The organism is Streptomyces yaizuensis (assembly GCF_034961445.1).
GTDB lineage: Bacteria > Actinomycetota > Actinomycetes > Streptomycetales > Streptomycetaceae > Streptomyces > Streptomyces yaizuensis.
This window is the reverse complement of sequence record NZ_BSBI01000002.1, coordinates 465,653-491,366: the sequence shown is the minus strand read 5'-3', so window position 1 is coordinate 491,366 and position 25,714 is coordinate 465,653. Positions and strand designations below refer to the sequence as shown.

Here is a 25,714-nt window from a genome sequence, read left to right as displayed (position 1 = left end):
GCCGGGGGGCTCGCTGCCCGCGAGGGCCCCACGCGCCATGATCGCCGGACAAGCGGCAGCTCAGACGGGTGCCGCAGCCGGCCCGGACGCCTCCCGCGTCCGCCGGGCGCGGCGGGTGCGCCACCACAGGAGCGCCAGGGCCAGGGCCGCCGCCAGGAGTCCGGCCGCGAGCCGGGGCACGGCGAGGAAGGAGGCGCCGGCCGCGTCCCGGGTGCCGTGCGCGGTCGCCGTGATCCGTACCTTCCCGCGGTCCAGGGCGGGCGGGCCGTCCCAGCGCTCGGTGAGCCGGATGCGCTGGCGGGGCAGCAGCTCGGACGGGACCCGCCCCGGCCGCTCCAGCAGCTCCCGGCCGAAGAGCCCGGTGGCCCGGAGCCGGACCCGGGGGCTGAGGGTGACGTTGCCCCGGTTGTGGAGGGTGTACGAGACGGTCGCGCGGCTGGTGCCCGTGCCCGGCAGGAGGGGCCGGTCCTGGTCGACGGTCACGTCCTCGACGGTGAGCGCGGGCACGGCCGGGCCGTTCACGCGCAGATAGAGCCGGGCGCCGACGGCCTGGCGCACCCCCATGCCGACGGCGGCCCCGGGGCGCGCGACCCGCTCGTCGAGGGCGACGAGGGCCCCGGGGTGGTCGCCCGGCGGCGCGGTGTCGGGGACGGTGACGGTGTACGCGACGGTGACCGAGCCGCGTGCGGGCACGGTCACCCGCGTACGGTCCGGCCTGGCCCAGGCGCCGACACCGCGCTGGCGCTCCTCGGGGGAGCGCACGGCGAAGCCGCCGTCACGGACCGTGTTGTGGGCGTCGGCGGCGTACAGCCTCAGGGTGAGCGGCGCGGAGGTCCTGTTGGTGATGGTGACCTTGTCGCGGAGCCGTCGGCCGGGGTCGGCGGCGAGATGGAAGTACGGGCGGCTGCCGAGCCGGGAGGAGGCGGGGAAGACCGACCAGTGGCCGTTGTCGGCGGCGTGGGCGGCGGGCGCCGGGGCGGTGAGGGGCACGAGGGCGGCGAAGGTGGTGAGCAGCGCGGTGACGGCGGCGGGGGCGGCGCGGCGGGGGTGCGGTCGGGGCATGGTGCCGTGGGGTCCCTCGGTCGGGGCGGGCCGGCCGGGTGCGCGCCCGGGCGGCCCGCCGTGCGGCGGTGGTCAGGTGAGGGTCAGGGTGAGCACCCCGGAGTAGGCGCCGGGGGCGGCGAAGGCCGGGACCTTCAGCGAGAGCCCCGCGTCCACGGTGAACTCGCCACCGGTGAGGGCGGCGTCGGGGGCCGAGGCCAGGGTGGCGCCGGAGCTGCCGACGGGCCCTTCGGATCCGGCCACGCAGTCGCTGGGGCTGCCGGGGCTGGCGGTGCAGGCGGGGGCCCAGTGGAGCCGTTCGGCGTCGATGGCGGTGCCGCCGGGTCCGGCGAAGTCGCTGACCCGGCCGGTGAGGGACCAGCCCGCCGGGCCGCCCCGGAAGTCCCGGACGGTGACCGTCCGCAGGGCGCCCTCCGCGTCCCCGCCGCTGCCGAAGTCGACCGTGGACAGCTGGACGGTGTCGCCGTCCTGGGACATGGACAGGGTGCCGTTGGCGACGAGCGCGTTGATCTTCTGGGTGTTCTTCGGCAGCGGGGTGTCGTCCTCGACGGTGTACGCGGCCGGGCCCGCGCCCCGGCTCTCGGACCAGGAGGCGCCCTCGTACGCGACGATCCCGGTGGTCGCCCTGTCGTTGACCTTGAGACGGGCGGTGAAGCCGCCGTCGGTGTCGGTGGTGAGGGTCATCCGGTCGGCGGTCTGCGCCGCCCCGGCCCGCCCGGCGACGGTGACCTCGGTGAGCGGGGTGAACCGGGTGCCGGTGACGGTGACACGGGCCCCCGGTTCGCCGGTGGCCGAGCCCAGCGAGAGCGCGCGCTCGTTGGCGACGGGGCCGCCGCTCGCGGTGATGGTGAGGGAGACGGGCGCGGGCGGGCCGCTCACCGCGCAGGGCGTGTCCAGTTCCATGATGTAGCTGGTGTGGATGGTGTAGTCGCCCGGGGAGAGCGTGATCTCGCCGGCGGCGGTGACCTTGAAGGTGCCGGTCATCGAGAACGGCGGGAAGGCGCCCTTGCCGGGGACGGGCGGGTTCTTCTTCGGCCCGGTGACGGTGATCCGGCCGCTCTGGGCGCCGCCGAGGACCGCCTTCCCCGAGGGGGTCATGATGTCGGCGGGCAGCGCGAGGTCCACCGGGTTGCTGGCCGCGGGCTTGGTGACCTTGTAGGTGACGGTGACCGTGTCGCCGACCTTCGGGGTGGCGTTGTCGACGGAGATCTCGGCGGTGGTGGTGCCGTTGATGGGCGGCAGCCCGGCCACCGGCGGCGGTACGCAGCGGGTCGCGAAGTTCACCGGTACGGGTGCGGCGGTCAGCGCGGTGGCGGGTGCGGTGAGGGCCGCCGCGGTGGCGACGAGCGCGAGCGCGCCGAGGGCGGCGGTCCAGCGCCACCGGGCCGGGCCTGCTGCGCCGGCGGCGGTGGGCGGTCGGGCGGGCAAGGCCATGGGATGCCCCCTTCCAAGGTGTGCAGGGGGCCATTGACGGGTGGGGGCGATGAGAAGTCAATGGCGCCGCAGACCCTTGCTGACACATCGTCATATCGCTTGGCCGCGCGGGGTGGACGGGCCGGTGCCGCCGGGGGGAGCGGCACCGGCCCGGCGGATCAGCTGAAGACGAAGGGGCCGGGGGTCTGCGAGGTCACGGCGTCGCAACTCACCGGGAACCCGAAGATGTTCATCGTGAGCGCGGGACCCGCGAAGTACGAGTTCAGGCTCATGCCGGGGGCCACGGTCCCGGCCAGCGGACCGATCTTCACCGCGCCGCCGGCGGGCAGCGCCGGGTTCCGCTTCCCGGTGAACTTCACCGTGCCGCCGCCCGCCCTGGCGAAGGTGAGCGTCGCGTTGATGGTGTCCCTGCCGACGGCGACGGGCGTCGTCACCGCGGAGGTGAGCGTGATCGTGGCCGAGGTGCCGCTCTGGGTGGCGGCGAGGGTGGCCGTACCGGCGCCCCAGGTGCCGCAGTCGTAACCCGCCTGCGCCGTGCCGGGGGTGACGGCCGCGGCGGCGGGGGCGAAGACGAGGGCGCCGACGGCGAGCGCTCCCGCCGCCAGGGCCGTGCCGATGAATGGTGTGCTGCCTCGCATGGGGGTTCCCCTCTCCCGGTCAGGGATGGTGGCGGGCACGACGGACCGCCGCCGGGACCCTTGCCGGAGCAGGCGGGCAGGGGGACGGGGCGGACCACGGCTCAGGTGCGTCGGGGACCGTCGATGGATTCCGCGGGCGGGGTGCGCACGCCGTACGGATGGGGCAGGCGGCCGGTCGGGGACGGGGGTGCGGCTCGGGTCCCGGCCGGTCCGTCCGGTGGGGCTGACGGTCCGTCGGTTGAACTGCTGTTCATTGATGCGCACCCGGGCGGCGATTGCAAGACAAGGCCGCTTGATTCTTACGGCCGATTCCTGCGGCCGATTCCCCCGGCTGATTCCTACGGCCGGTCCCGGGCCCCCCGGCGGGCGGGGAGCCCGGTTCGGTACGGGAACGGGGTCAGGCGGGCAGGGTGGCCCGCAGCGCGCCGTCGGGGCCGGCCAGGTGCACCGGCGTACCGGAGCCGCCCAGATCGGCGACAGCGGCGCGGTCGGCCTCCGGCACCGCGTCCGACTCGGAGACCACGGCGGCGGCCTCCAGGGACGTGGCCCCGCTGGCGACGGCCATGGCGACCGCGGTCCGCAGCGCGCTCAGCTCCAGCGAGGGCAGCGCGACCGTGCCCGCGACATAGGTCCGGCCGGTCTCGTCCCGTACCGCCGCGCCCTCGGGCACTCCGTTGCGGGCCCGCGCGCTGCGCGCCAGCGTGATGATCTTGCGGTCCTCGGGGCCGGGCTCTCCGGTGTCGGTGCTCTGCGTCATGGCCCGAGCATAGTTCGAACGGCCGGACGGCCCGCCGGGGGCGGCCCGGTGGGGTCCGCTCCCGTGGTGTCCGGCGGGGGTCAGCCCCGCATGCCCCGGACGAACTTGTCGCCCGCGCGCCGCGCCAGGTCGGCGAAGTTCTTCCGGTCGGCGGGCTTCCCGGGCACATGCGTGAGCCGGGTCAGCCCGACGCCCTCACTGGCCACCAGCACCTGGATGTCGAACGTCATCTGGAGCTGCTTGATCTCGGTGGTCAGATTGAGCGTCCGCGACTCCTCCCCCACCTTCGGGCCGTCGATCGGCTGCACGCCTATCGTCATCGTCTCGCCGCCGACGGTCGCGTCGAAGCGGGCGCACTGACCGACGGCGGCACCGATGTCACGGACGAGATCGGCGGACCCGGTGCCCGGGAGGGTGAACATCTGCTGGGAGAGCTGGGTACTGCCGCCCGGCCCCTCGAAGTCGACCGACCCGCCCAGGGTGGCACCCGCGATCCGCTCGTCCAGGAAGGCGGCGATCGGCTGGCACTCGGGCTTCGCCGCCTTGGTGGTCGCGCCACCGGTCGGCCCCGGCTGACCGGGCTTGTACCCCGGGGGCAGATCCTCGACGGCCAGCAGCACGGCGGGCATCCCCTCGGTGCGGATGCCGCCCTTCTCGCCCTGCGCGGTGCTGTCGGTGCCGGTCTTCTTCTCGTCGCCGGAGCCGCAGGCGGCGGTGAGGACCAGCGCGGAGAGGGCGAGTACGAGGCCGGCGCCTCGGCGCATTCGGTGACGCATGGTGACACTCCCGTGGAGACGTGGTGCTGGGGAGCTTCCCCCCTCCCCGCCGAACTGTCCGAGAATAACTGTTTGGGGGGAAACCGCCGGACGCTAACCGAGACGGAGCCGCAGGGCCCGGGGCAGGCCCGCCACCACCAGGTCGTAGGAGTCCTCGATCAGCTCCCTGACCATCCGGTCGGGCAGTTCACCGACCGTCACCGTGTTCCAGTGGCGCTTGTTCATGTGCCAGCCGGGGACGATCGCCGGGTACGCGGCGCGCAGCCGGAGCGCGTTCTCCGGCTCGCACTTCAGGTTCACCGTCAGGGGCGTCGCGTCCAGCGAGGAGAGCGCGAACATCTTCCCCGCGACCTTGAAGACCGAGACCCCCGGGCCGAAGGGGAAGTCCTCGACCGCGTCGTTGAACTCCAGGCAGAAGGCCCGCAGCCGGTCCGCTCTCATGCCGCGCGCTCCCCCCGGGGTGATCCGGGGCCGCCGGCGGGCTCGACCAGGACGGTGACGATCCTGTTCCGGCGGCCCGCCGGGGATTCCGCCGTGAGCCGCAGCGTCCGGCCGTCGGGCAGTTCCACGACGGCGCTGGCGCCCGCGATCGGCACCCGGCCGAGCGACTTCGCGAGGAGGCCGCCGACGGTCTCGACGTCCTCGTCGTCCAGCTCGTCCACCCCGTACAGCTCACCGAGGTCGCCGATGTCGAGACGGGCGGTGACGCGGTGCCGGCCCTCGCCCAGGTCCTCGACGGGCGGCAGTTCGCGGTCGTACTCGTCGGTGATCTCGCCGACGATCTCCTCCAGGATGTCCTCGATGGTGACGATCCCGGCCGTGCCGCCGTACTCGTCGATGACGACGGCGACGTGGTTGCGCTTCTGCTGCATCTCGCGCAGCAGGTCCCCGGCGTTCTTGGTGTCGGGGACGAAGACGGCGGGCCGCATCGCCGTGGAGACGAGATCGGCCTCGGCGTCACGGTTGATGTGCGTCTTGCGGACGAGGTCCTTGAGGTAGACGATGCCGACGATGTCGTCCTCGTTCTCCCCGGTGACGGGGATGCGGGAGAAGCCGGAGCGCAGCGCCAGGGTGAGCGCCTGGCGGACGGTCTTGTACCGCTCGATGCAGATCAGATCGGTGCGCGGGACCATCACCTCGCGGACCAGGGTGTCGCCGAGTTCGAAGACGGAGTGCACCATGCGGCGCTCGTCGTCCTCGATCAGGGACTCCTGTTCGGCGAGGTCGACCAGGGCCCGCAGCTCGGCCTCGCTGGCGAAGGGGCCCTTGCGGAAGCCCTTGCCGGGGGTGAGCGCGTTGCCGATGAGGATCAGCAGCTGCGGGATGGGGCCCATGATCCGCGCCAGCGGGAGCAGGACGTACGCGGCGGCCGTGGCCGTGTTCAGCGGGTGCTGGCGGCCGATGGTGCGCGGGGAGACCCCGACGGCGACATAGGAGACCAGGACCATCACGGCGATGGCGACGAGCAGCGCCTCCCAGGTCTCGGGGAACTCCTGCAGGCAGGCGTAGGTGACGAGCACCCCGGCCGCCATCTCGCAGGCCACCCGGACCAGCAGGGCGACATTGAGATAGCGGGTGGGGTCCGCGGCGACCTGGGCCAGGCGGGCCGCCCCGCGCCGGCCGGAGCGCACGGCCTCGGCGGCGCGGAAGCTGGAGACCCGGGCGATGCCCGCCTCGGCGCACGCCGCCAGCCAGGCGACGACGACCAGCGCGACCGCGCCCAGGACGAGGGGGACGCTCATGAGACGGTCGGGGCCGGGGAGGGACCGGTCAGCCCCTGCTCGGCACGCCAGCCGTCGACGATCGCGGCCTGGAGGGAGAACATCTCGGCCTTCTCGTCGGGCTCCTCGTGGTCGTACCCCAGCAGGTGGAGCACTCCGTGGACGGTGAGCAGCTGGAGCTCCTCGTCCATGGAGTGCCCGGTGGGTGCCTCCTGGCCCTGCCGGGTCGCGACCTCGGGGCAGAGCACGATGTCGCCCAGGAGGCCCTGCGGCGGCTCCTCGTCGTCCTTGGCGGGCGGCCGCAGCTCGTCCATCGGGAAGGACATCACGTCGGTGGGGCCGGGGAGGTCCATCCACTGGATGTGGAGCTGCTCCATGGCCTCGGCGTCCACGACGATCACCGACAGTTCGGAGAGCGGGTGGATGCGCATCCGGGCGAGGGCGTAGCGGGCGATGTCGAGGATCGCCCGCTCGTCGACCTGGGTGCCGGACTCGTTGTTGACGTCGATCGACATGGTGTGCTGTACCGCTGCTTCCGTTTACTTGCCGCTGCCACCGCGCCCATGGCGGGCGGCGTCCTGTCCGCCGCCCCGGCCGCCGCCGTGGTGGCCGCCGTCGCGCACGTCGTACTTCTCGTACGCGTCGACAATACGGCCGACGAGCTTGTGCCGGACGACATCCTGGGACGTCAACCGGGAGAAATGGACATCGTCGACGCCGTCCAGGATCTCCTGGACCTGGCGCAGACCGCTCTTCGTCCCGGTCGGCAGGTCGACCTGGGTGACATCGCCGGTGACGACGATCTTCGAGTCGAAGCCGAGCCGGGTCAGGAACATCTTCATCTGTTCGGCGCTGGTGTTCTGGGCCTCGTCCAGAATGATGAAGGCGTCGTTGAGCGTCCGGCCGCGCATGTACGCCAGGGGCGCGACCTCGATGGTGCCCGCGGCCATCAGCCGGGGGATCGAGTCGGGGTCGAGCATGTCGTGCAGCGCGTCGTAGAGCGGGCGCAGATACGGGTCGATCTTCTCGTAGAGGGTGCCGGGGAGGAAGCCGAGCCGCTCCCCCGCCTCGACGGCCGGCCGGGTCAGGATGATCCGGTTGACCTGCTTGGACTGGAGGGCCTGGACCGCCTTCGCCATGGCGAGATAGGTCTTGCCGGTGCCGGCGGGGCCGATGCCGAAGACGATCGTGTGCTTGTCGATCGCGTCGACGTACCGCTTCTGGTTGAGCGTCTTGGGGCGGATGGTGCGGCCCCGGCTGGACAGGATGTTCTGCGTCAGCACCTCGGCGGGGGTCTCCGGGCCGTCCCCGCTGCCGTTGTCGCTCGCCCGGAGCATGGCGATCGAGCGTTCCACCGCGTCCTCCGTCATCGGCTGCCCGGTGCGGAGCACCAGCATCATCTCGTCGAACAGCCGCTGGACGAGACGGACTTCCGTCTCGTCGCCGACGGCGCTGATCACATTGCCCCGGACATGGATGTCGGCCGCCGGGAAGGCCGTCTCGATCACACGGAGCAGGGAGTCGCCGGAACCGAGGACCGTCACCATGGGGTGCTTGGCGGGAACGGTGAACTCGGCTCGCGACTGACCCGGCACGGTCTGTCCCCCCGCGTGGGCGGAGCGCTCGGACCTGTTCTGGGCTGTGGGTGTCTGAGTCATGGGCCGGCCGTCTGGCCTGCGCATACCTCCCGTTGCAGGGTTCTCGCCGCTCGACAACCTCTGGATACCAAGCGTACGACGCCGCGGTGACAAGGGCCGAGGGCTTTTTACGGGCGGGCCTTCCGCGGACCCGGGCCCCGTCCGGAAGCTCAGGCGGGGGCGCGGAAGCCGATCGTCGGGACGGCCCGGCGCAGCGGCCAGGGCCGGGCGGGGGCGGGCAGCAGCCCGTCCAGGAAGGCGTACCGCCGCAGCGCCGCCGGGGCCTGCCCGGTGAGCCCCTGGACCTGCTGCCACCAGGCCGCGATCTCCAGCCAGCCCGGGGCGGAGAGAGAGCCGCCGAACTCCTGCACGGAGAGCGCGGCGGTCAGCCCGGCGAACGCGAGCCGGTCGGCGAGCGGCCAGCCGGCGAGGGTCCCGGTGACGAAGCCGGCGACGAAGACGTCCCCCGCGCCGGTGGGGTCCAGGGCCTCCACCGCGATCGCCGGGACCCGCGCGCACTCGCCGGTCGCCCCGTCGACGGCGTACGCGCCCTCGGGGCCGAGGGTGACGACGGCGACGGGCACCCGGTCGGCGAGCGCGCGGGCGGCGGCCTTCGGGCATTCGGTGCGGGTGTAGCGCATCGCCTCGTCCGCGTTGGGCAGGAACGCCTCGCAGTGCTCCAGGTCGGCGAGGTCGGCCGGATCCCAGCGGCCGGTCTCGTCCCAGCCCACGTCGGCGAAGACGCGGGTGCCCTCGGCGGCGGCCTGTCCGATCCACTCGTCGCGGCGGCCGGGGGTGAGCGAGGCGACGGCGGCCCGCGCGGGCGGCGGGCAGGCGGGGGCGGGCTCCGGCTGCGGGGCCTCGTGGCCGTGGGAGACCATGGTGCGCTCGCCCTCGTACGCCATGGAGACCGTGACGGGCGAGTGCCAGCCGGGGACCGTGCGTGACAGCGACAGGTCGATGCCCTCGCCCTGTTCCAGGGCGTCCCAGCAGTAGTCGCCGTAGTGGTCGTCGCCGAAGGCGGCGGCGAGCGAGGTGCGCAGGCCGAGGCGGGCGAGGGCGGTGGCCATGTTGGCGACGCCGCCGGGGCTGGACCCCATGCCGCGGGCCCAGGACTCGGTGCCGCGCACGGGGGCGGAGTCGAGCCCGGTGAGGATGATGTCCAGGAAGACGGTGCCGGTGAGATAGACGTCCCGGTCGGGGTCCCCGGGGGCGCGCAGCCGCGCGAGCGGGTCCAGGCACGGGGGCCGGGCGCCGGTCGCCGATGTGCCGTGGGGGGTGCCGTGCCGAGTGCTCACTGTGCCGCCGCTCCTGCGCATGCGCTGTCTGTCGCTGTGCCTGTCGCCGGTGCCCGCTCCCCGCTGCCCGGTGCGGGCGCCGGTCCGCCGGGGCCGGCCGTGAATGTGCCCCGGTGGATCGTGGATCAAGGCCAGTGTGCCAAAGGCCGGGGGTGGGACGGATGTACTTGCCGGGGGGCTTCACGAGGTCCACGCAGTCGGGGCGGTCCGCCGCCGTCCACGCGGTCCGGGCGGTCCCCCGTGGTCCGCACGGTCCGGGCCCCCGCGGCGCTACCAGCGGGGCACCGCCGGAGTGACCCAGTCCGGGTCGTGGACGCGCATCGCGGCGACGTCGTCGCGGTCGCGGTGGCGCCCGTCGTCGTCGAGCCAGCGCCGGTGCAGGGCGGCGAGCCGGCCCCGGTCGAGTTCCACGCCGAGTCCGGGCCGGTCGCCCACCGCGAGCCGGCCGTCGCGGAAGACCGGACGCTCGGTCAGCACGTCCTCCGTCTGCCAGGGGTAGTGGGTGTCGCAGGCGTGCTGGAGCCCGGGGAGCACGGCCGCCGCGTGCGTCATCGCGGCCAGGCTGATCCCGAGGTGGGTGTTGGAGTGCATGGAGAGCGCGACGCCGTAGGTGCGGCAGATCGCGGCCAGTTCGCCGGTGGCCCGCAGCCCGCCCCAGTAGTGGTGGTCGCAGAGCACGACCCGCACGGCGCCCCGGGCGAACGCCTCGGGTATCTCCTCGAAGGCCGTGACGCACATGTTCGTCGCGAGCGGCAGCGGGGTGCCGGCGGCGACCTCGGCCATCTCCCCCACGGTGGCGGCGGGGTCCTCCAGGTACTCCAGCACATCGGCGAGTTCGCGGACGACGCGCAGCGAGGTCGCGACCGACCAGGCCCCGTTGGGGTCGAGCCGCAGCGGGGCGCCGGGGAAGGCGTCCGCCAGCGCCCGGACGGCGGCGATCTCCTCGTCCGGCGGGAGGACCCCGCCCTTGAGCTTGAAGGAGGCGAAGCCGTACCGGTCGGCGAGGCGGCGGGCCTGGGCGACGATCCCGGCCGGGTCGAGGGCCGCGCCCCAGTCGTCGGGCTCGCCGCTGCCGCCGGGGTGGGCGGCCCAGCGGTAGAAGAGATAGCCGCTGTACTCGACGGTGTCGCGGACCTTGCCGCCGAGCAGGGCGTGCACGGGGAGGCCGGTGGTCCGGCCGAGGGCGTCGAGCAGGGCGACCTCGAAGGCGGAGACGACCGAACGGCGGAGCTTGCCGGGGGTGCTCGCCCCGCGCAGCCCGGCGGCGGGCGACACGGCGGGCCCGGCGGCGGGCGACACGGCCGGCCCGGCAGCGGGGCCCTTCGGAGTACCGGGGTGGTCGTCCGGACCGTTCGGCTCCGCGAGGGGGAGCAGGGCGGCGAGGCGGTGCAGCCCGTTCAGATCGGTGACCCGCCGGCCCGGGAGCGCGGCGGCGAGCGACGCGGCGGCGCCGAGGTAGCGGGCGTCCCCGTAGGTCTCGCCGACGCCGGACACGCCGTCCTCGGTGACCACCTCCACGATCAGCCGTGGCGTGTACGGCTGGTGGACGCCCTGGGTGTTGAGGAGCGGGGGGTCCGCGATCAGTACGGGCGTGAGGCGCACAGTGTCGATCGTCGGGTCCTGGGGCATGCCACGACTCCCTGCCGGTCTACGGATGTGAACGGCGTGCACGAGCGGGAATCGAGCCTAGGAAGCCGGCGGGGACCGGTCAATGCCCCCGCTGGCCCCTGCGGACCTCCGCTACTCCTGGAGTTCCGTCTACTCCTGGAGTTCCGTCGCGAAGTCGTACGCGTCGACCTCGGCGATCAGCCGGGCCCGCCGCTCCTCGTCGTCCTCCAGGAAGGAGGCGGTGAACGAGTTCCGCGCCAGCTCCCGCAGCCGCTCCTCGTCCAGCCCCAGGGCCTCGCGCACCGCGTGGAAGGTGTCGCCCACGTACCCGCCGAAGTAGGCCGGGTCGTCGGAGTTGACGGTGCAGAGCAGACCCGCGTCCATCATCCGGGGCAGCGGATGGTCCTCCAGGACGTCCACGGCCCGCAGCCGGACATTGGACAGCGGGCACAGCGTCAGCGGGATCCGCTCCCGTACCAGCCGCTCCACCAGGTCCGTGTCCTCCAGGCAGCGCAGCCCGTGGTCGACGCGCTCGACGCCGAGGACGTCCAGCGCCTCGGTGATGTACGAGGCCGGGCCCTCCTCGCCCGCGTGGGCGACCTTCCGCAGACCGAGCGCGCCGGCCGCCTCGTACACCTCGCGGAACTTCGCCGGCGGATGGCCGACCTCGGCGGAGTCCAGGCCGATACCGGTGATCCGGTGCAGATGGGGCCGGGCCGCCTGAAGGGTCTCCAGCGCGAACGCCGCCGACTGGTCCCGCAGGAAGCACATGATCAGACGGGTGGAGACGCCGTGGCGGCGCTCGCTGTCGTCCAGCGCGCGGGCCAGGCCCTCGATCACGGTGGCGATGGGGACGCCCCGGACGGTGTGCGCCTGCGGATCGAAGAAGATCTCGGCGTGGCGGACGCCCTGGGCGGCGGCACGGGCGAGATAGGCGTCGGTCAGCTCGGCGAAGTCGTCCTCGGTGCGCAACACCGCCATCAGCGCGTAGTAGAGGTCGAGGAAGGACTGGAGATCCTCGAAGTCGTAGGCGCGGCGCAGCTCCTCGGTGTCCGCGAAGGGCAGCTCGACGCCGTTGCGCCGGGCGAGCGCGAAGGCCAGCTCGGGCTCCAGGGTGCCTTCGATGTGGACGTGGAGTTCGGCTTTGGGAAGGGGCACGGGTCCGGTCTCGTTCAGAAGAGGTGTACGGGTGGGCCAGGGGTACGAAAACGGGTCAGGGGTGGTGACGCGGCGGGAGGGGGACCCGCAGCAGATCGGCGGCGACGGTCAGCTCGCCGTCGAACCCGGTGGCGCGGGCCTGGCGCTCGAACTCCCCCGGGTCGCCGTACCGCTGCGAGAAGTGGGTGAGCACGAGATGCCGGACGCCCGCGTCCCGCGCGACCCGGGCCGCCTGCCCGGCGGTCAGATGCCCGTGCTCGGTGGCCAGATGCTCGTCCTCGTCGAGGAAGGTCGACTCGATGACGAGCAGGTCGCAGCCCTCGGCGAGGGCGTGGACGCCGTCGCAGAGCCGGGTGTCCATGACGAACGCGAACCGCTGCCCCCGCCGGAACTCGCTCACCTCGTCCAGGGTGACGCCCCTCAGCTCGCCCGCGCGCTGGAGCCGTCCGACGTCGGGGCCGGTGATGCCGTGGGCGGCGAGCCGCTCGGGCAGCATCCGCCGGCCGTCGCTCTCGCTGACGCGGTAGCCGAACGCCTCGACGGGGTGCGAGAGCCTGCGGGCTTCGAGGGTGTACGAGGAGGTCTTCGCGAGGACCCCGTCGGCGGCGACGGGCGCCTCGGTGACGCCGACCGTCTCGCGGTAGGCGGTGGCGTACCGCAGCCGGTCGAAGAAACGCTGCCCACTGGCCGGATAGTGCGCGGTGACCGGGTGCGGCACCCGGTCCAGATTGACGCGCTGGAGCACCCCGGCGAGCCCGAGGGAGTGGTCACCGTGGAAGTGGGTGACGCAGATCCGGTTCAGGTCGTGGGCGGCGACCCCGGCGCGCAGCATCTGCCGCTGGGTACCCTCGCCGGGGTCGAAGAGCAGGCCCTCGCCGTCCCAGCGCAGCAGATAGCCGTTGTGGTTGCGGTGCCGCGTGGGAACCTGGCTGGCGGTGCCGAGGACGACGAGTTCGCGTACGGACAAGGCCGGACCCGACTATCCCGGAGGCCAGGCGAGGCCCCGGCCGCCCAGCACGTGGGCATGCGCGTGGAAGACGGTCTGCCCGGCGCCGGTGCCCGTGTTGAACACGATCCGGTACCCCGGCTCGACCGTCTCCTCCTGCGCGGCGACCTCACCGGCCTGCCGCAGCAGCTCACCGGCGAGCGCGGGCTCCGCGGCGGCGAGCGCGGCGGCGTCCCGGTAGTGGGCCTTCGGGATCACCAGCACATGCGACGGCGCCTGCGGATTGATGTCACGGAAGGCGACCACCGTGTCGGTCTCCCGCACCACGGTGGCCGGCACATCGCCGGCGACGATTTTGCAGAACAGGCAGTCCGTCTGGGGTTCTCCCGCCATACCGGGGCTCCTCCTACAGTCCTCGTACAGATCGTCCGAATATTCCCGCCATGCTATCGGCTGGTTTTTGAGGCTCGGTTCGTGACCGCGCCGGGCGAGGATGGGCCCCCGCCCGGCCATCACGGTCAGGGCAGGGCCGGCGGGGTCTTCGCCGGGGTCGTGGTCAGGGCTTCGAGGGCCAGGTCGATGGCGCGGTCGAGCTGCGGGTCGCGTCCGGCCGCCTGGTCCATGGGGGTCGCGACCACCTCGACGTCGGGCTCGACGCCGTGGTTCTCCACGCCCCAGCCGTACCCCTCCAGCCAGAACGCGTACTTCGGCTGGGTCACCAGCGTGCCGTCGACGAGCGAGTAGCGGTTGTCGATGCCGACGACGCCGCCCCAGGTCCGGGTCCCGACGACCGGGCCGATGCCCAGCGCCTTGACCGCCGCGTTGACGATGTCCCCGTCGGAGCCGGAGAACTCGTTCGCCACGGCCACCACCGGCCCGCGCGGCGCGTCCTGCGGATAGCTGTACGGGCGCATCCCGCGCGGCTGGTCCCAGCCCACGATCCGGCGGGTCAGCTTCTCGATCACCAGCTGGGAGGTGTGGCCGCCCCGGTTCTCCCGGACGTCCACGATCAGGCCCTCGCGCACGACCTCGCACCGCAGATCGCGGTGGATCTGCGCCCAGCCGGCGCCCTGCATGTCGGGGACGTGGAGATAGCCGAGCCGGCCACCGGAGCGCTCGCGGACATGGGCCCGCCGGTCGGCCACCCACGCGTGGTAGCGCAGCGGCTCCTCGTCCGCGAGGGGCACCACCACCGCGTACCGGGGCTCGCCGCCGCCCGCCGGGGCCACGGTCAGCTCCACTGGCTTGCCCGCCGCGCCCATGAGCAGCGGGCCGGGCCCGGCGACCGTGTCGACCGGGCGGCCGTCCACGGCGAGGATCGCGTCGCCCGCGCGCACGGCGACCCCGGGCGCGGCCAGCGGCGAGTGCGCGGCGGGGTCGGAGGTCTCGGACGGCAGCACCCGGTCGATCCGCCAGGTGCCGTCGCCGGCCCGGGAGATGTCGGCGCCGAGCAGGCCCTGCCGGGTGGCGCGGGTGCCGTACCAGCCGCGGGGGGTGACGTACGCGTGCGAGGTGCCGAGTTCGCCCTGCACCTCCCACAGGAGGTCCACGAGGTCGTCGTGGGTGGCGACCCGGGACAGCAGCGGCCGGTAGCGGTCGAGGACCCCGTCCCAGTCGACGCCGCCGAGGTCCGCCCGCCAGAAGTTGTCCCGCATCAGCCGGCCGGCCTCGTCGTACATCTGGCGCCACTCGGCCCCCGGGTCCAGCGGCTGCCGCACCCGGGAGAGGTCCACGGCGATATGGCTGTCGCCGTCCTCCTCGCGGGCCGCGCGCCGGTCGCTGGGGACGACCCGCAGACCGTTGTCGGTACGCAGCAGCACGCGCTTGCCGTCGCCGCTGACCGCGTAGCCGGTGACGTCGGACGCCAGTTCCTCGTCCTGCCGCTGGGCGAGGTCGTACCGCTCCAGGGTGGTCCGGGGGCCGGGGGCCTCCGGGGTGGCCTTGGTCGAGCCGAGGACGCCCTGGACGGGGTGGCGCAGCCACAGCACGCCGTCCTTGGCCGCGCGCAGGGTGGAGTAGCTGGCGGCCTCCACCGGGAACGGCACTATCCGGTCGGCGAGGCCGTCGAAGTCGATACGGGTCACGGGGGGCCCGCCGTCGCCGCCGCTGCCGCCGCCGTCGCTGCCGGACGGTCCGTCGCCGACCGCCGGGTCCTTGTCCGCCTCGTAGGGGCGGCCGTGCCGCTGCGGCCCGAACGGGGACGGTGTCGTCGCCGCGAGGGTGATCAGGTGCGGCCGGCAGCCGCCGACGAAGGCGAGGTCGAAGACGTGGGTGTCGTAGACCGGGTCGAAGGAGCGCTCGGAGAGGAACGCCAGGTGCTTGCCGTCGAGGGTGAACGCGGGCGCGTAGTCGCGGAACCGCAGCGGTGTCGCCTCGGCGACGGCGAGATCGGCGATGTTGGCCAGTTTCAGCTGGCGCAGCGGCGGCAGGCCCGCGTGCGACCAGGCCAGCCAGGCGGAGTCGGGCGAGAAGGCCAGCCCGGTGGCCTCGCCGTCCTCGCCCCGGTCCACCTCGCGGACCTCGCCGCTCTCCCGCTCCACGATCAGGACGCGGCCGTCGTGGGAGGCGACGGCGGCGCGGCTGCCGTCGGGGGCGACGGCGAGCCCCAGCACCCGGCCCAGCTGCCCGGTGCCGAGGCGGCGGGGCGTGGCGCCGGCGGGGGTGCCGGTGGCGGGCGCGAACTCCAGGGCGTCCTCGCCCTCGGCGTCGGTGACCCAGACGACGTGTTCCTCGCCGTCGACGCGGAAGGTGCGGGGCAGCCGGGCCCGTACCCCGGGGTCGGCGGCGAGCGCCCGCGCGGGGCCCTCGCGGTGGGTGACCCAGTGCAGTCCGCCCCGGACGACGACGGCGCTGCCCCGGCCGGTGTGGTCGGGGGCGGCGGAGCCGAGGTGGTGGGCGGCGTGGATGATCCGGGGCTGGAGGTCGGTGCGCTGGCCGCAGGGGCGGACCTCCAGCGGGCGGGGTTCGGTGCCCTCGCCGAGGTCGTCGAGGAGCCACAGCGCGCCGGCCGACGCGTAGACGACGCGGGTGCCGTCGGTGGCGGCGTGGCGGGCGTAGAAGCCGTCGAGGGGGGTGTGGCGGCGCAGCCCCGAGCCGTCGGGGAGGGAGGAGTAGACGGCGCCGACGCCCTCGTGGTCGGAGAGGAAGGCGATCCGGTCGCCGACCCAGAGCGGGTACTCCATGTTCCCGTCGAGGTCCTGGTGGACGCGGGTGAACTCGCCGCTGCCGTCCGCGTCGATCCACAGCTTGCCCGCGGTGCCGCCCCGGTAGCGCTTCCAGGCGGCTGCCTCGCGGCCCATCGTGCCGGAGAGCAGCAGGACACCGGTCCCGCCGTGGGCGGCGTCGCCGACGATGCCGTACGGGAGGACGGAGGCGGGGCCGCCGTCGAGCGGCACGGCGCGCGCGAAGGTGTGGCGCAGGGTGTGGCGTCCGTGGTTGGAGATCGCCAGGATCTCGCCGCCGGGGGTCCAGCCCCGGACGGAGGTGCGGCTGCTGCCCCAGTGGGTGAGGCGGGTGGTGGGGCCGCCGTCGACGGGCCCGGTGTGGATCTCGGGCGCTCCGTCGCGGCGGGAGGCCCAGGCGAGCCGGGTGCCGTCGGGGGAGAAACGGGGGTGGTCGACCGGGACGTCGTCGGCGCTGACACGCCACGCGCGGCCGCCGTCGAGCGGTGCGACCCAGACGTCGTCCTCAGCGGTGAAGGCGATCAACTCACCATGAATATGCGGATACCGAAGGTAGGCAGGGTGCGTCACATGGTCACCCTAGGCAGGCCGGAGGGGTCCGGTCAGGGGTTTTACGTGATCGGACCCCTGCGGTGGACGGGGGTGCGGCAGGGCGCGGGCGCCGCTTCCGCTTCCGCGCGCCCCGGCGGCGGGACCCGCGGGAGCGGGCCGGTGGTCAGCCCCGTGGGGCGGGCGGCACGGTCGCGGTCACGGTGACCGTGACGGTGGGCCGGGGCCGTTCGCGGGTCTTGTACGGGGTGGTGCGCGGGGTGTGGGGGGTGTACGGGGTGGTGCGCGGGGGCCTGCGCACCACCCCGGCGGTCCATCCGACCGTGGGCCTGGCCGTGGGCCCGGTGGCGGGACGGGTCGGTGCGGAGCCGGGCGGGTCCGTCCGCCGGCCGTCGCAGTCGCCGAGGTAGGAGGCGTCGAACGCGGTCCGGGCGCCGATCCGGGCGGTCAGGTCGCCCCGTACGCACAGGCCGGAACGCTCCTCCGTCACCCGCCCGGTGAGGGTGATCCGCTTGCCGGCGTCGGTCTCGCCCTCGCAGTCGACGGTGGCGTGCGAGGGCCGGGGTGCCCGGGACGCCGGGGACGGCGCGGCCCCCTCGCCGGCCACCCGCGCGGTGCAGGTGAACCACTTGACGGGGACGCCGAGCCGTTCGAAGGTCCGGGTGGTCATGCGGTCGGTGGTGTGCGCGACGGAACCGGAGCGGAGTCGTCCGTCACCGGCGGGCTCACAGGCGGTGAGCCCGGCCGCGACCACCGCCACGACGGCGAGCGCGGCGGGCCCGCGGAACCTGCCGGGCCCGCCGATCCCGCCGATCCCGCGGAAAATCGGCCGTCCGGAAATGCTGCCGCTGCCTCTGGGGGTCATGCCGTTCATGCACGGCAGGGTGGCATCACAACGCCCGTCGGTGGAAGAGCGGTTGCGGCCACACATCGCCCGAACGGGCGACCCGCCCCAGGGCCCCGCGGTACTTCCCGGTCAGGACCAGCGGCCGGTACGGCCCAGCAGCAGCGCCACCGCCGCCGTACCCGCCGTCGACGTCCGCAGCACCGTGCTCCCCAGCCGGTAGGGCCGGGCACCGGCCGCCGCGAACGCCTCCAGCTCCTCCGGCGACACGCCTCCCTCGGGCCCCACCACCAGCACGATCGAGCCCTCCGCCGGAAGGTCCGCGGTGGCCAGCGGCTCCGCGCCCTCCTCGTGCAGGACGGCGGCGAAGTCGGCGGCGGCGAGCAGCGCGGCGACCTGCTGGGTGGTCGCGGCGCCCGCCACCTCCGGGAAGCGCAGCCGGCGGGACTGCTTGCCCGCCTCCCGGGCCGTGGCCTGCCATTTGGCCAGGGACTTGACGCCCCGTTCACCCTTCCAGCGGGTGATGCAGCGGGCGGCGGACCAGGGCACGATCGCGTCGACGCCGGTCTCCGTCATGGTCTCGACGGCGAGTTCGCCCCGGTCGCCCTTGGGGAGCGCCTGGACGACGGTGATCCGGGGCCGGGGTTCGGGCTCGTCGGGCCGTTCGCGTACGTCGACCACGAGGGTGTCCTTGCCCTCGGTGCGCAGGACGGTGCCGGCCGCGCCCCGCCCCAGACCGTCCGTCAGGACGATCTCCTCGCCGGGCTGGAGACGGCGTACGGAGACGGCGTGCCGTCCCTCGGTGCCGTCGAGGGTGAGGGTGGTGCCGGGGGCGGCGCCGTCGAGGGCCGCCGGGGTGACGAGGAAGACGGGGGCGGTCACGCGGGGTCTCCAGAGGTGCGTTCGGCGAGGGTCCCGGGGGCGGCGGCGTCCTCGGAGTACCGGGCTCCGGCGGCGTCCTCGGAGTACGGGGCTCCGGACTCCTGGCCGGGGAGGGCCGGCGGACCGGCGGGCCCGTCCGGCGCGCCCCCGGCCCGCGCGGCGTCGATCCCGGCCCGCGCGGCGTCGATCTCGGCGGCGAGCACCGCCACCAGCTCCCCGGCGGGCAGCGCACGCGCCATCCGGTGGCCCTGCCCGGCCCACAGGGACATGCCCTGCGCGTCGCCCACCTTGGCGGCGGCCTTCCGCAGTCCGCTGGTCAGATGGTGCACCTGCGGATACGCGGCGGGGGCGTACGGGCCGTGCTCGCGCATGAACCGGTTGACCAGACCGCGCGCGGGCCGCCCCGAGAACGCCCGGGTCAGCTCCGTCCTGGCGAACAGCGGATCGGTCATCGCCCGCTTGTGCAGGGTGTGGGCGCCCGACTCGGGACAGACCAGGAACGCGGTCCCGAGCTGCGCGGCGCTCGCCCCGGCGGCGAGCACGGCGGCGATCTGGTCCCCGCGCATCAGCCCGCCGGTGGCGATCACCGGCAGCCGGACCGTGTCCCGGATCAGCGCGATCAGGGTGAGCAGCCCGATGCCGGCACCGTCGGCCGCCGGGTCGTCCCGGTGGGTGCCCTGGTGGCCGCCGGCCTCCACGCCCTGGACGCACAGGGCATCCGCGCCGGCCCGCTCGGCGGCCAGCGCCTCGTCGGGGGTGGTGACGGTGACGACCGTGAGCGTGCCCGCGCGGGCGAAGGACTCCAGGACCTGTGCCGGGGGGCAGCCGAAGGTGAAGGAGACCACCGGCACCGGATCGTCGCGCAGTATGGCCAGCTTGGCCTCGTACCCGTCGTCGCCGCCGGAGTCGGGGTCGCCCAGCGGGGTCCCGTACCAGGACGACTCGCCGGCCAGCTGCTGGCCGTACACCTCGACGGCGCTGGGGTCGGAGGTCGCCGGCTGCGGCATGAACAGATTGACCCCGAAGGGACGGGAGGTCACCGCCCGGATCTGCTTGATCTCCTGGTACATCCCGTCCGCGGTCTTGTACCCGGCGGCGAGGAAACCCAGCCCGCCCGCCTCGGACACGGCGGCCGCCAGCTGGGGGCAGGAGGCTCCGCCGGCCATGGGGGCCTGCACGACGGGGTATCGGCAGAGATCGGTCAGTACGGAGGACATGCCTGCATCGTCCCATGCCCCCTGCCGGGGGTCGCCGCACGCCCCCCGCCGGGCGGATCTCCCCCGGGCGGGGCGGGCGCACCCGCCCCGCCCGGGGGTCAGCGCCGCTCAGCGGCCGTTGAACGCGTCCTTCAGCCGGGAGAAGAGGCCCTGCTGACCCGGCTGGAACTGACCCGTGGGCCGCTCCTCGCCGCGCAGCTTCGCCAGCTCCCGCAGCAGCCGCTCCTGCTCGGCGTCCAGCTTGCTCGGGGTCATCACCTCGACATGGACGATCAGATCGCCCCGGCCGCCGCCGCGCAGATGGGTCACGCCCCGGCCGTGCAGCGGGATCGACTGGCCGGACTGGGTACCGGGCCGGATGTCGACCTCCTCCATGCCGTCCAGGGTCTCCAGCGGCACCTTCGTGCCGAGGGCGCCCGCGGTCATCGGGATGGTCACCGTGCAGTGCAGATCGTCGCCGCGCCGCTGGAAGACCGGGTGGGGCAGCTCGTGGATCTCGACATAGAGGTCGCCGGCGGGGCCGCCGCCGGGGCCGACCTCGCCCTCGCCCGCGAGCTGGATGCGGGTGCCGTTGTCGACACCGGCCGGGATCTTCACCGTGAGCGTACGGCGGGAGCGGACCCGGCCGTCGCCCGCGCACTCCGGGCAGGGGGTCGGCACGACGGTGCCGAAGCCCTGGCACTGCGGACACGGCCGCGAGGTCATGACCTGGCCCAGGAAGGACCGCGTGACCTGGGAGACCTCACCGCGACCACGGCACATGTCACACGTCTGCGCGGAGGTCCCGGGCGCGGCGCCCTCACCGGAGCAGGTGGTGCAGACGACGGCCGTGTCGACCTGGATGTCCTTGGTCGTGCCGAAGGCGGCCTCGCTCAGCTCGATCTCCAGGCGGATCATGGCGTCCTGGCCCCGGCGGGTGCGCGAACGCGGCCCGCGCTGGGAGGCCGTTCCGAAGAACGCGTCCATGATGTCCGAGAAGTTCCCGAAGCCGCCCGCGCCGAAGCCGCCGGCTCCCGCGCCGCCCGACTGGGAGAGCGGGTCGCCGCCGAGGTCGTAGACCTGCTTCTTCTGCGGGTCCGACAGCACCTCGTAAGCGGCGTTGATCTCCTTGAACCGCTCCTGGGTCTTCGGATCGGGGTTCACATCCGGGTGCAGCTCACGCGCGAGCCGCCGGAATGCCTTCTTGATCTCGTCCTGGGACGCGTCGCGGCGTACGCCGAGTACGGCGTAGTAGTCCGTGGCCACTTACGACTCCGCCAGGATCTGTCCGACGTAACGTGCCACTGCGCGTACCGCTCCCATCGTTCCGGGGTAGTCCATGCGGGTCGGTCCGACCACGCCGAGTTTGGCGACTGCCTCGTCGCCCGAACCGTAGCCGACCGAGACCACGGAGGTTGCGTTGAGCCCTTCATGGGCGTTCTCATGACCAATGCGGACGGTCATGCCCATACCGCCCGACTCCTTGGCCTCGCCGAGCAGCTTGAGGAGCACCACATGCTCCTCCAGTGCCTCCAGGACGGGCCGGATCGTGAGCGGGAAGTCATGACCGAAACGGGTGAGGTTGGCCGTACCACCGATCATCAGCCGCTCCTCCGTCTCCTCCACCAGCGTCTCCAGGAGGGTGGAGAGCACGACCGCGACCGCCGGGCGGTCCTCCAGGTCGAAGGACTCCGCCAGGTCCTGCACCAGCTGGGGCACGTCCGCGAAGCGACGGCCCACGACCCGGCTGTTCAGCCGGGCCCGCAGATCCGCGAGCGGATTCTCCCCGAACGGCGCCGGGCAGTCGATCATGCGCTGCTCGACCCGGCCGGTGTCCGTGATCAGCACGAGCATCAGCCGCGCGGGCGCGAGCGAGAGCAGTTCGACATGGCGGACGGTGGAACGGCTGAGCGAGGGGTACTGCACGACCGCGACCTGACGGGTGAGCTGCGCCAGCAGCCGCACCGTACGGCCGACGACGTCGTCGAGGTCGACCGCGCCGTCCAGGAAGTTCTGGATCGCGCGGCGCTCGGCCGCCGACAGCGGCTTCACCCCGGCCAGCCGGTCCACGAAGAGCCGGTAGCCCTTGTCGGTGGGGATCCGCCCGGCGCTGGTGTGCGGCTGGGCGATGAAGCCCTCCTCCTCCAGCACCGCCATGTCGTTGCGGACGGTCGCCGGGGAGACCCCGAGCTTGTGCCGCTCGGTGAGCGCCTTGGAGCCGACCGGCTCCTCCGTGCCCACGTAGTCCTGGACGATGGCACGCAACACTTCGAGCCTGCGTTCACTGAGCATCGCGCGCACCTCCAGTGGTGTTCCTCGGTCGTTCCGCGGTCACTGCCTGACACTGCTTGGCACTCAACGGTGGCGAGTGCCAGTTTCCCCGTGCCAGTGTACGGCCGTGGGGTACGCCCCTAGCAAGGGCGACCGACCACGCTACCGCGCGCCTGCGCTGGTCGTTGCCAGTAGCGTCGCGGTATGAACGTGAGTTGGGAAGACCTCGGCTGGGAGCGGCTGGCCGAGGGGGTGGGCCGGCGGCGGCTGCCCGGCTGGGACGCGACCTGTGGATTGATCGTCGGCGCGGAGGGGGTTCTGCTCTGCGACACGGGTTCCACCCTGACGGAGGGCACCGAGCTGCGGGTGCAGGTGGAGGCGCTGCTCGGGGGGCGGCGCGTGACGCATATCGCACTCAGCCACCCCCATTTCGACCATGTGCTGGGGACGGCCGCGTTCCCGGGCGCGGAGGTCTTCGGCGCGGTGGGCCTCGATGCGCTGCTGCTGCGGGAGCGGGACGTGCTCCGGGCGGACGCGGTGCGGTTCGGGGTCCCCGAGGAGGAGGCGGCCCGCTCCGCCGCCGTCCTGGTGACCCCGGACCATCTGGTGACCGGGGAACGGATGCTGGACCTGGGCGGCGGACGGCGGGTGCTCCTGGCGAACGTGGGCCCCGGGCACACCGGCCACGACCTCGCCGTCCTGGTGCCCGGCGAACCCGAGGTCGTCTTCTGCGGGGACCTGGTCGAGGAGTCGGGCGAGCCGCAGGCCGGTCCGGACGCCATCGGTGTGCGCTGGCCCGCGGCCCTCGACCGGCTGCTGGCGCTGGGCGGCGAGGACGCGGTGTACGTGCCGGGGCACGGCGCGGTCGTGGACGCGGCCTTCGTCCGCGCCCAGCGCGACACGCTGGCGGAGCGGTTCCCGGTGTCGTGACTTCCGCTCCCCTCCCTAAAGGGTGGGGATTCCTGCCACGGTCGGGTGACCATCTCGGTGGGTTCCTGTTTCACCGCGCGGTGCCGGGACGAGTCCCGGTCCTACCCGCGCTCCGCAGGCCGGCACCGCCAGTCCGGCGGCCCTGGCGACGTTGACCGCCGCGTTGATGTCCCGGTCGAGGACGGCCCCGCACGCCCCGCATGTCCACACACGGATGTGGAGGGGTTTGGGGCCGTCCTTGACGCCGCACTGCGAGCAGACCTGCGAGGTCGGCTCGAACCGGCCGATACGGATGAAGGTGCGCCCGTACCGGGCCGCCTTGTACTCCAGCATCGTCACGAACGCGGACCATCCCGCGTCGTGGACGGACTTGGCCAGGCGCGTGCGGGCGAGCCCCTTGACCGCCAGATCCTCCACGGCAACCGCTTGGTTCTCAGAGGAAGCGCGGGCTGTCGATCTTCGTACCGTCCGAGAGGACCGCGAAAATCGACCGGTTCATACTTCGCCGGACCGGCCGGTGGGGCTCCGTCGTCCATCGTCCATCCAGTACACCGGGCAGCGAAATCGTCTGCTCCGACCTGCGAGTCAAGACACTTCTCGGAATCGCTTCACCACCGAGCTGAGACCCGATGCACTGCGATCAATTCAGGTAGCGTCGGCCGGATGCGCAGCTACAGCCCCGATCTGACGCCCCCGTGGAAGAAGAAGCCCGCCCCGGTACCGGAGGTGGCCGCCGAACCCGATCTGGTGGTCGAGGAGGTGTCCACGGGGTACTGCGGTGCGGTGATCCGCTGCGAGGCGGGGACCGTGACCCTGGAGGACCGCTTCGGCCGGCAGCGGGTCTTCCCGCTGGCCCCGCGCGGTTTCCTGCTGGAGGGGCGGATGGTGACCCTCGTCCGCCCGGGGCGGGCGCCCGCCGCACCGGCGCGCACCGCGTCCGGCTCGGTCGCGCTCCCCGGCGCGCGCGCCCGGGTCGCGCGGGCGGGCCGGATCTACGTGGAGGGCCGCCACGACGCCGAGCTGGTGGAGCGGGTCTGGGGCGACGATCTGCGGATCGAGGGCGTGGTGGTGGAGTACCTGGCGGGGATCGACGACCTGCCGGCGGTGGTCGCGGAGTTCGGCCCCGGCCCCGACGCGCGGCTCGGGGTGCTGGTCGACCATCTGGTGCCGGGGTCGAAGGAGTCCCGGATCGCGGCGGCGGTGACGGGCGCGGACGTGCTCGTGGTGGGACATCCGTACATCGACGTCTGGGAGGCGGTGAAGCCGTCGTCGCTGGGGATCGCGGCCTGGCCCCGGGTGCCGCGCGGCGAGGACTGGAAGACGGGCGTGTGCCGGGCGCTGGGCTGGCCGGAGCGGACGGGCGAGGCCTGGCGGCACATCCTGTCCCGGGTGGGCTCGTACCGGGATCTGGAGCCGGAGCTGCTGGGACGGGTCGAGGAGCTGATCGACTTCGTGACCGCGCCGGGGCCGGCCGAGGGCGGCTGAGCGCCCCCGGCCGGGTGTTCCCGTCGGACAGGCCCTCGCCGGCTAGTCGACGAGGTCGCGTACCACCGCGTCCGCGAGCAGCCGGCCCCGCAGGGTCAGCGCCGCGCGCCCCTTCCCGTACGCCGCCTCGTCCAGCAGGCCGTCGTCCAGCGCCCGGCGCGCGGCCGTGAGCCCCGCGGTGCGCAGCAGCGACAGCGGGACGCCGTCCAGGAGCCGCAGCTCCAGCAGGATCCGCTCCACCCGGCGGTCGTCGTGGGAGAGCAGTTCCCGGCCGGCGCCCGGGGAGCGGCCCTCGGCGAGCGCGGCGGCGTACGCGCCCGGGTGCTTCACGTTCCACCAGCGCACCCCGCCGACGTGGCTGTGGGCCCCGGGGCCCGCGCCCCACCAGTCGGCGCCCCGCCAGTACAGCTCGTTGTGGAGGCAGCGGCCCGCCTCGGACGTGGCCCAGTTGGAGACCTCGTACCAGGAGTAGCCGGCCTCCGTGAGGACGGACTCGGCGATCAGATAGCGGTCGGCGTGCACGTCGTCGTCGGTCATCGGGACCTCGCCGCGGCGGATGCGGCGGGCGAGCTGGGTGCCCTCCTCGACGATCAGGGCGTACGCGGAGACGTGGTCCGGGCCCGCGCCGACGGCGGCGGCCAGGGAGGCGCGCCAGTCGTCGTCGCTCTCGCCCGGGGTGCCGTAGATCAGGTCCAGGTTGACGTGGTCGAAGCCCGCCGCGCGCGCCTCGGCCACACAGGCTTCGGGGCGGCCGAGGGTGTGGGTGCGGTCGAGCACCTTCAGGACGTGCTGCCGGGCGCTCTGCATGCCGAAGGAGATCCGGTTGAAGCCGCCGGCCCGCAGCTCGGCCAGGTACTCGGGGTCGACGGACTCCGGGTTGGCCTCGGTGGTGATCTCGGCGCCGTCGGCGAAGCCGAACTCCTCCCGTACCGCCGTGATCATCGCCACCAGGTCGCGTGCGGGCAGCAGGGTGGGCGTGCCGCCGCCGACGAAGAGGGTGCGCACCGGGCGGGGGTCGTCGCCGAGGACCCGGCGGGCGAGGCGGACCTCGTCGGCGAGGGTGGCCGCGTAGTTGTCCCGCGAGGCGAGGACACCGCCGGAACCGCGCAGCTCACTGGCGGTGTAGGTGTTGAAGTCGCAGTAGCCGCAGCGGGTCGCGCAGTACGGCACATGCAGATAGAAGGCGAGGGGCCGGTCGCCGGCTCCGTCGAGCGCGGAGGCCGGGAGCGACCCGTCCGCGGGCACGGGCTCGCCGTCGGGCAGTACGGAAGGCATGTCCTCCATTGTCCGTCACCGGCGCGGTGTCCTCGGCCGCCCGCCGTGCACGGCTCCGGCGCGGG

23 protein-coding genes and 1 pseudogene are annotated in these 25,714 nt (G+C 73.9%); 2 read left to right on the top strand and 22 right to left on the bottom strand.

Going from position 1 to position 25,714, the window contains the following annotated elements:
- Positions 1-60: 60 nt before the first annotated feature.
- The 20 genes from SYYSPA8_RS05910 to hrcA form a co-directional block, all read right to left on the bottom strand.
- On the bottom strand, positions 61-1,062 hold the full coding sequence (locus SYYSPA8_RS05910) for a COG1470 family protein (protein ID WP_323445871.1): 1,002 nt from the start codon (positions 1,060-1,062) through the stop codon (positions 61-63).
- A gap of 72 nt (positions 1,063-1,134) precedes the next feature.
- The gene (locus SYYSPA8_RS05905; RefSeq protein ID WP_323445870.1) at positions 1,135-2,496 is read right to left on the bottom strand and encodes a beta-xylosidase; all 1,362 of its coding nucleotides are present in this window, start codon (positions 2,494-2,496) and stop codon (positions 1,135-1,137) included.
- Positions 2,497-2,654: 158 nt separating this feature from the next.
- Entirely contained in the window at positions 2,655-3,134 is a 480-nt protein-coding gene (locus SYYSPA8_RS05900) for a hypothetical protein (protein ID WP_323445869.1), read from the bottom strand.
- A 397-nt stretch (positions 3,135-3,531) separates the two neighbouring features.
- Positions 3,532-3,891 carry a cytidine deaminase gene (locus SYYSPA8_RS05895; protein WP_323445868.1) on the bottom strand — a complete coding sequence of 120 codons (360 nt, stop codon included), beginning with the start codon at positions 3,889-3,891 and terminating at the stop codon, positions 3,532-3,534.
- A gap of 80 nt (positions 3,892-3,971) precedes the next feature.
- Complete coding sequence (locus SYYSPA8_RS05890) at positions 3,972-4,655, bottom strand: hypothetical protein (RefSeq protein WP_323445867.1); 684 nt, start codon at positions 4,653-4,655, stop codon at positions 3,972-3,974.
- Between the two features lie 105 nt (positions 4,656-4,760).
- On the bottom strand, positions 4,761-5,108 hold the full coding sequence (locus SYYSPA8_RS05885; protein ID WP_323445866.1) for an MmcQ/YjbR family DNA-binding protein: 348 nt from the start codon (positions 5,106-5,108) through the stop codon (positions 4,761-4,763).
- Positions 5,105-6,409 carry a hemolysin family protein gene (locus SYYSPA8_RS05880; RefSeq protein ID WP_323445865.1) on the bottom strand — a complete coding sequence of 435 codons (1,305 nt, stop codon included), beginning with the start codon at positions 6,407-6,409 and terminating at the stop codon, positions 5,105-5,107. The genes SYYSPA8_RS05885 and SYYSPA8_RS05880 overlap by 4 nt, the downstream gene beginning before the upstream one ends.
- Positions 6,406-6,903 carry an rRNA maturation RNase YbeY gene (ybeY, locus tag SYYSPA8_RS05875; RefSeq protein WP_323445864.1) on the bottom strand — a complete coding sequence of 166 codons (498 nt, stop codon included), beginning with the start codon at positions 6,901-6,903 and terminating at the stop codon, positions 6,406-6,408. The genes SYYSPA8_RS05880 and ybeY overlap by 4 nt, the downstream gene beginning before the upstream one ends.
- A gap of 24 nt (positions 6,904-6,927) precedes the next feature.
- Positions 6,928-8,046: a PhoH family protein gene (locus SYYSPA8_RS05870; RefSeq protein WP_323445863.1), complete on the bottom strand. Its 1,119-nt coding sequence runs from the start codon at positions 8,044-8,046 to the stop codon at positions 6,928-6,930.
- A 149-nt stretch (positions 8,047-8,195) separates the two neighbouring features.
- Positions 8,196-9,344, bottom strand: coding sequence for a carbohydrate kinase family protein (locus SYYSPA8_RS05865; protein WP_323445862.1), 1,149 nt, complete (start codon positions 9,342-9,344; stop codon positions 8,196-8,198).
- Positions 9,345-9,593: 249 nt separating this feature from the next.
- Positions 9,594-10,952, bottom strand: coding sequence for an enolase C-terminal domain-like protein (locus SYYSPA8_RS05860; protein WP_323445861.1), 1,359 nt, complete (start codon positions 10,950-10,952; stop codon positions 9,594-9,596).
- A 129-nt stretch (positions 10,953-11,081) separates the two neighbouring features.
- Entirely contained in the window at positions 11,082-12,089 is a 1,008-nt protein-coding gene (locus SYYSPA8_RS05855; RefSeq protein WP_323445860.1) for an adenosine deaminase, read from the bottom strand.
- Positions 12,090-12,144: 55 nt separating this feature from the next.
- Positions 12,145-13,056, bottom strand: a complete 912-nt coding sequence (locus SYYSPA8_RS05850) for a ribonuclease Z (protein ID WP_323445859.1) — start codon at positions 13,054-13,056, stop codon at positions 12,145-12,147.
- A gap of 12 nt (positions 13,057-13,068) precedes the next feature.
- Positions 13,069-13,428 carry a histidine triad nucleotide-binding protein gene (locus tag SYYSPA8_RS05845; RefSeq protein ID WP_323445858.1) on the bottom strand — a complete coding sequence of 120 codons (360 nt, stop codon included), beginning with the start codon at positions 13,426-13,428 and terminating at the stop codon, positions 13,069-13,071.
- A 125-nt stretch (positions 13,429-13,553) separates the two neighbouring features.
- Positions 13,554-16,787, bottom strand: coding sequence for a S41 family peptidase (locus tag SYYSPA8_RS05840; RefSeq protein ID WP_323445857.1), 3,234 nt, complete (start codon positions 16,785-16,787; stop codon positions 13,554-13,556).
- 145 nt (positions 16,788-16,932) lie between these two features.
- Positions 16,933-17,640: a hypothetical protein gene (locus SYYSPA8_RS05835; RefSeq protein ID WP_323445856.1), complete on the bottom strand. Its 708-nt coding sequence runs from the start codon at positions 17,638-17,640 to the stop codon at positions 16,933-16,935.
- Between the two features lie 102 nt (positions 17,641-17,742).
- Entirely contained in the window at positions 17,743-18,492 is a 750-nt protein-coding gene (locus tag SYYSPA8_RS05830; RefSeq protein WP_323445855.1) for a 16S rRNA (uracil(1498)-N(3))-methyltransferase, read from the bottom strand.
- Positions 18,489-19,709 carry a nitronate monooxygenase gene (locus SYYSPA8_RS05825; RefSeq protein ID WP_323445854.1) on the bottom strand — a complete coding sequence of 407 codons (1,221 nt, stop codon included), beginning with the start codon at positions 19,707-19,709 and terminating at the stop codon, positions 18,489-18,491. The genes SYYSPA8_RS05830 and SYYSPA8_RS05825 overlap by 4 nt, the downstream gene beginning before the upstream one ends.
- A 108-nt stretch (positions 19,710-19,817) precedes the next feature.
- On the bottom strand, positions 19,818-20,954 hold the full coding sequence (gene dnaJ / locus SYYSPA8_RS05820) for a molecular chaperone DnaJ (protein ID WP_323445853.1): 1,137 nt from the start codon (positions 20,952-20,954) through the stop codon (positions 19,818-19,820).
- Entirely contained in the window at positions 20,955-21,980 is a 1,026-nt protein-coding gene (hrcA, locus tag SYYSPA8_RS05815; RefSeq protein ID WP_323445852.1) for a heat-inducible transcriptional repressor HrcA, read from the bottom strand. It lies immediately after the preceding gene.
- A gap of 183 nt (positions 21,981-22,163) precedes the next feature.
- On the opposite strand from hrcA, the gene SYYSPA8_RS05810 reads away from it, so the two are divergent.
- The gene (locus SYYSPA8_RS05810) at positions 22,164-22,889 is read left to right on the top strand and encodes an MBL fold metallo-hydrolase (RefSeq protein ID WP_323445851.1); all 726 of its coding nucleotides are present in this window, start codon (positions 22,164-22,166) and stop codon (positions 22,887-22,889) included.
- A 15-nt stretch (positions 22,890-22,904) separates the two neighbouring features.
- Here the strand turns inward: SYYSPA8_RS05810 and SYYSPA8_RS05805 are convergent.
- A pseudogene (locus SYYSPA8_RS05805) lies at positions 22,905-23,342 on the bottom strand (RNA-guided endonuclease InsQ/TnpB family protein); the annotation flags it as partial.
- 210 nt (positions 23,343-23,552) lie between these two features.
- On the opposite strand from SYYSPA8_RS05805, the gene SYYSPA8_RS05800 reads away from it, so the two are divergent.
- Positions 23,553-24,374: a DUF3097 domain-containing protein gene (locus SYYSPA8_RS05800; RefSeq protein ID WP_323445850.1), complete on the top strand. Its 822-nt coding sequence runs from the start codon at positions 23,553-23,555 to the stop codon at positions 24,372-24,374.
- A gap of 42 nt (positions 24,375-24,416) precedes the next feature.
- On the opposite strand, the gene hemW is transcribed toward SYYSPA8_RS05800, so the two are convergent.
- A complete protein-coding gene (gene hemW / locus SYYSPA8_RS05795) occupies positions 24,417-25,658 on the bottom strand; it encodes a radical SAM family heme chaperone HemW (RefSeq protein ID WP_323445849.1) in 1,242 nt (413 codons plus the stop codon).
- Between the last annotated feature and the right edge of the window lie 56 nt (positions 25,659-25,714).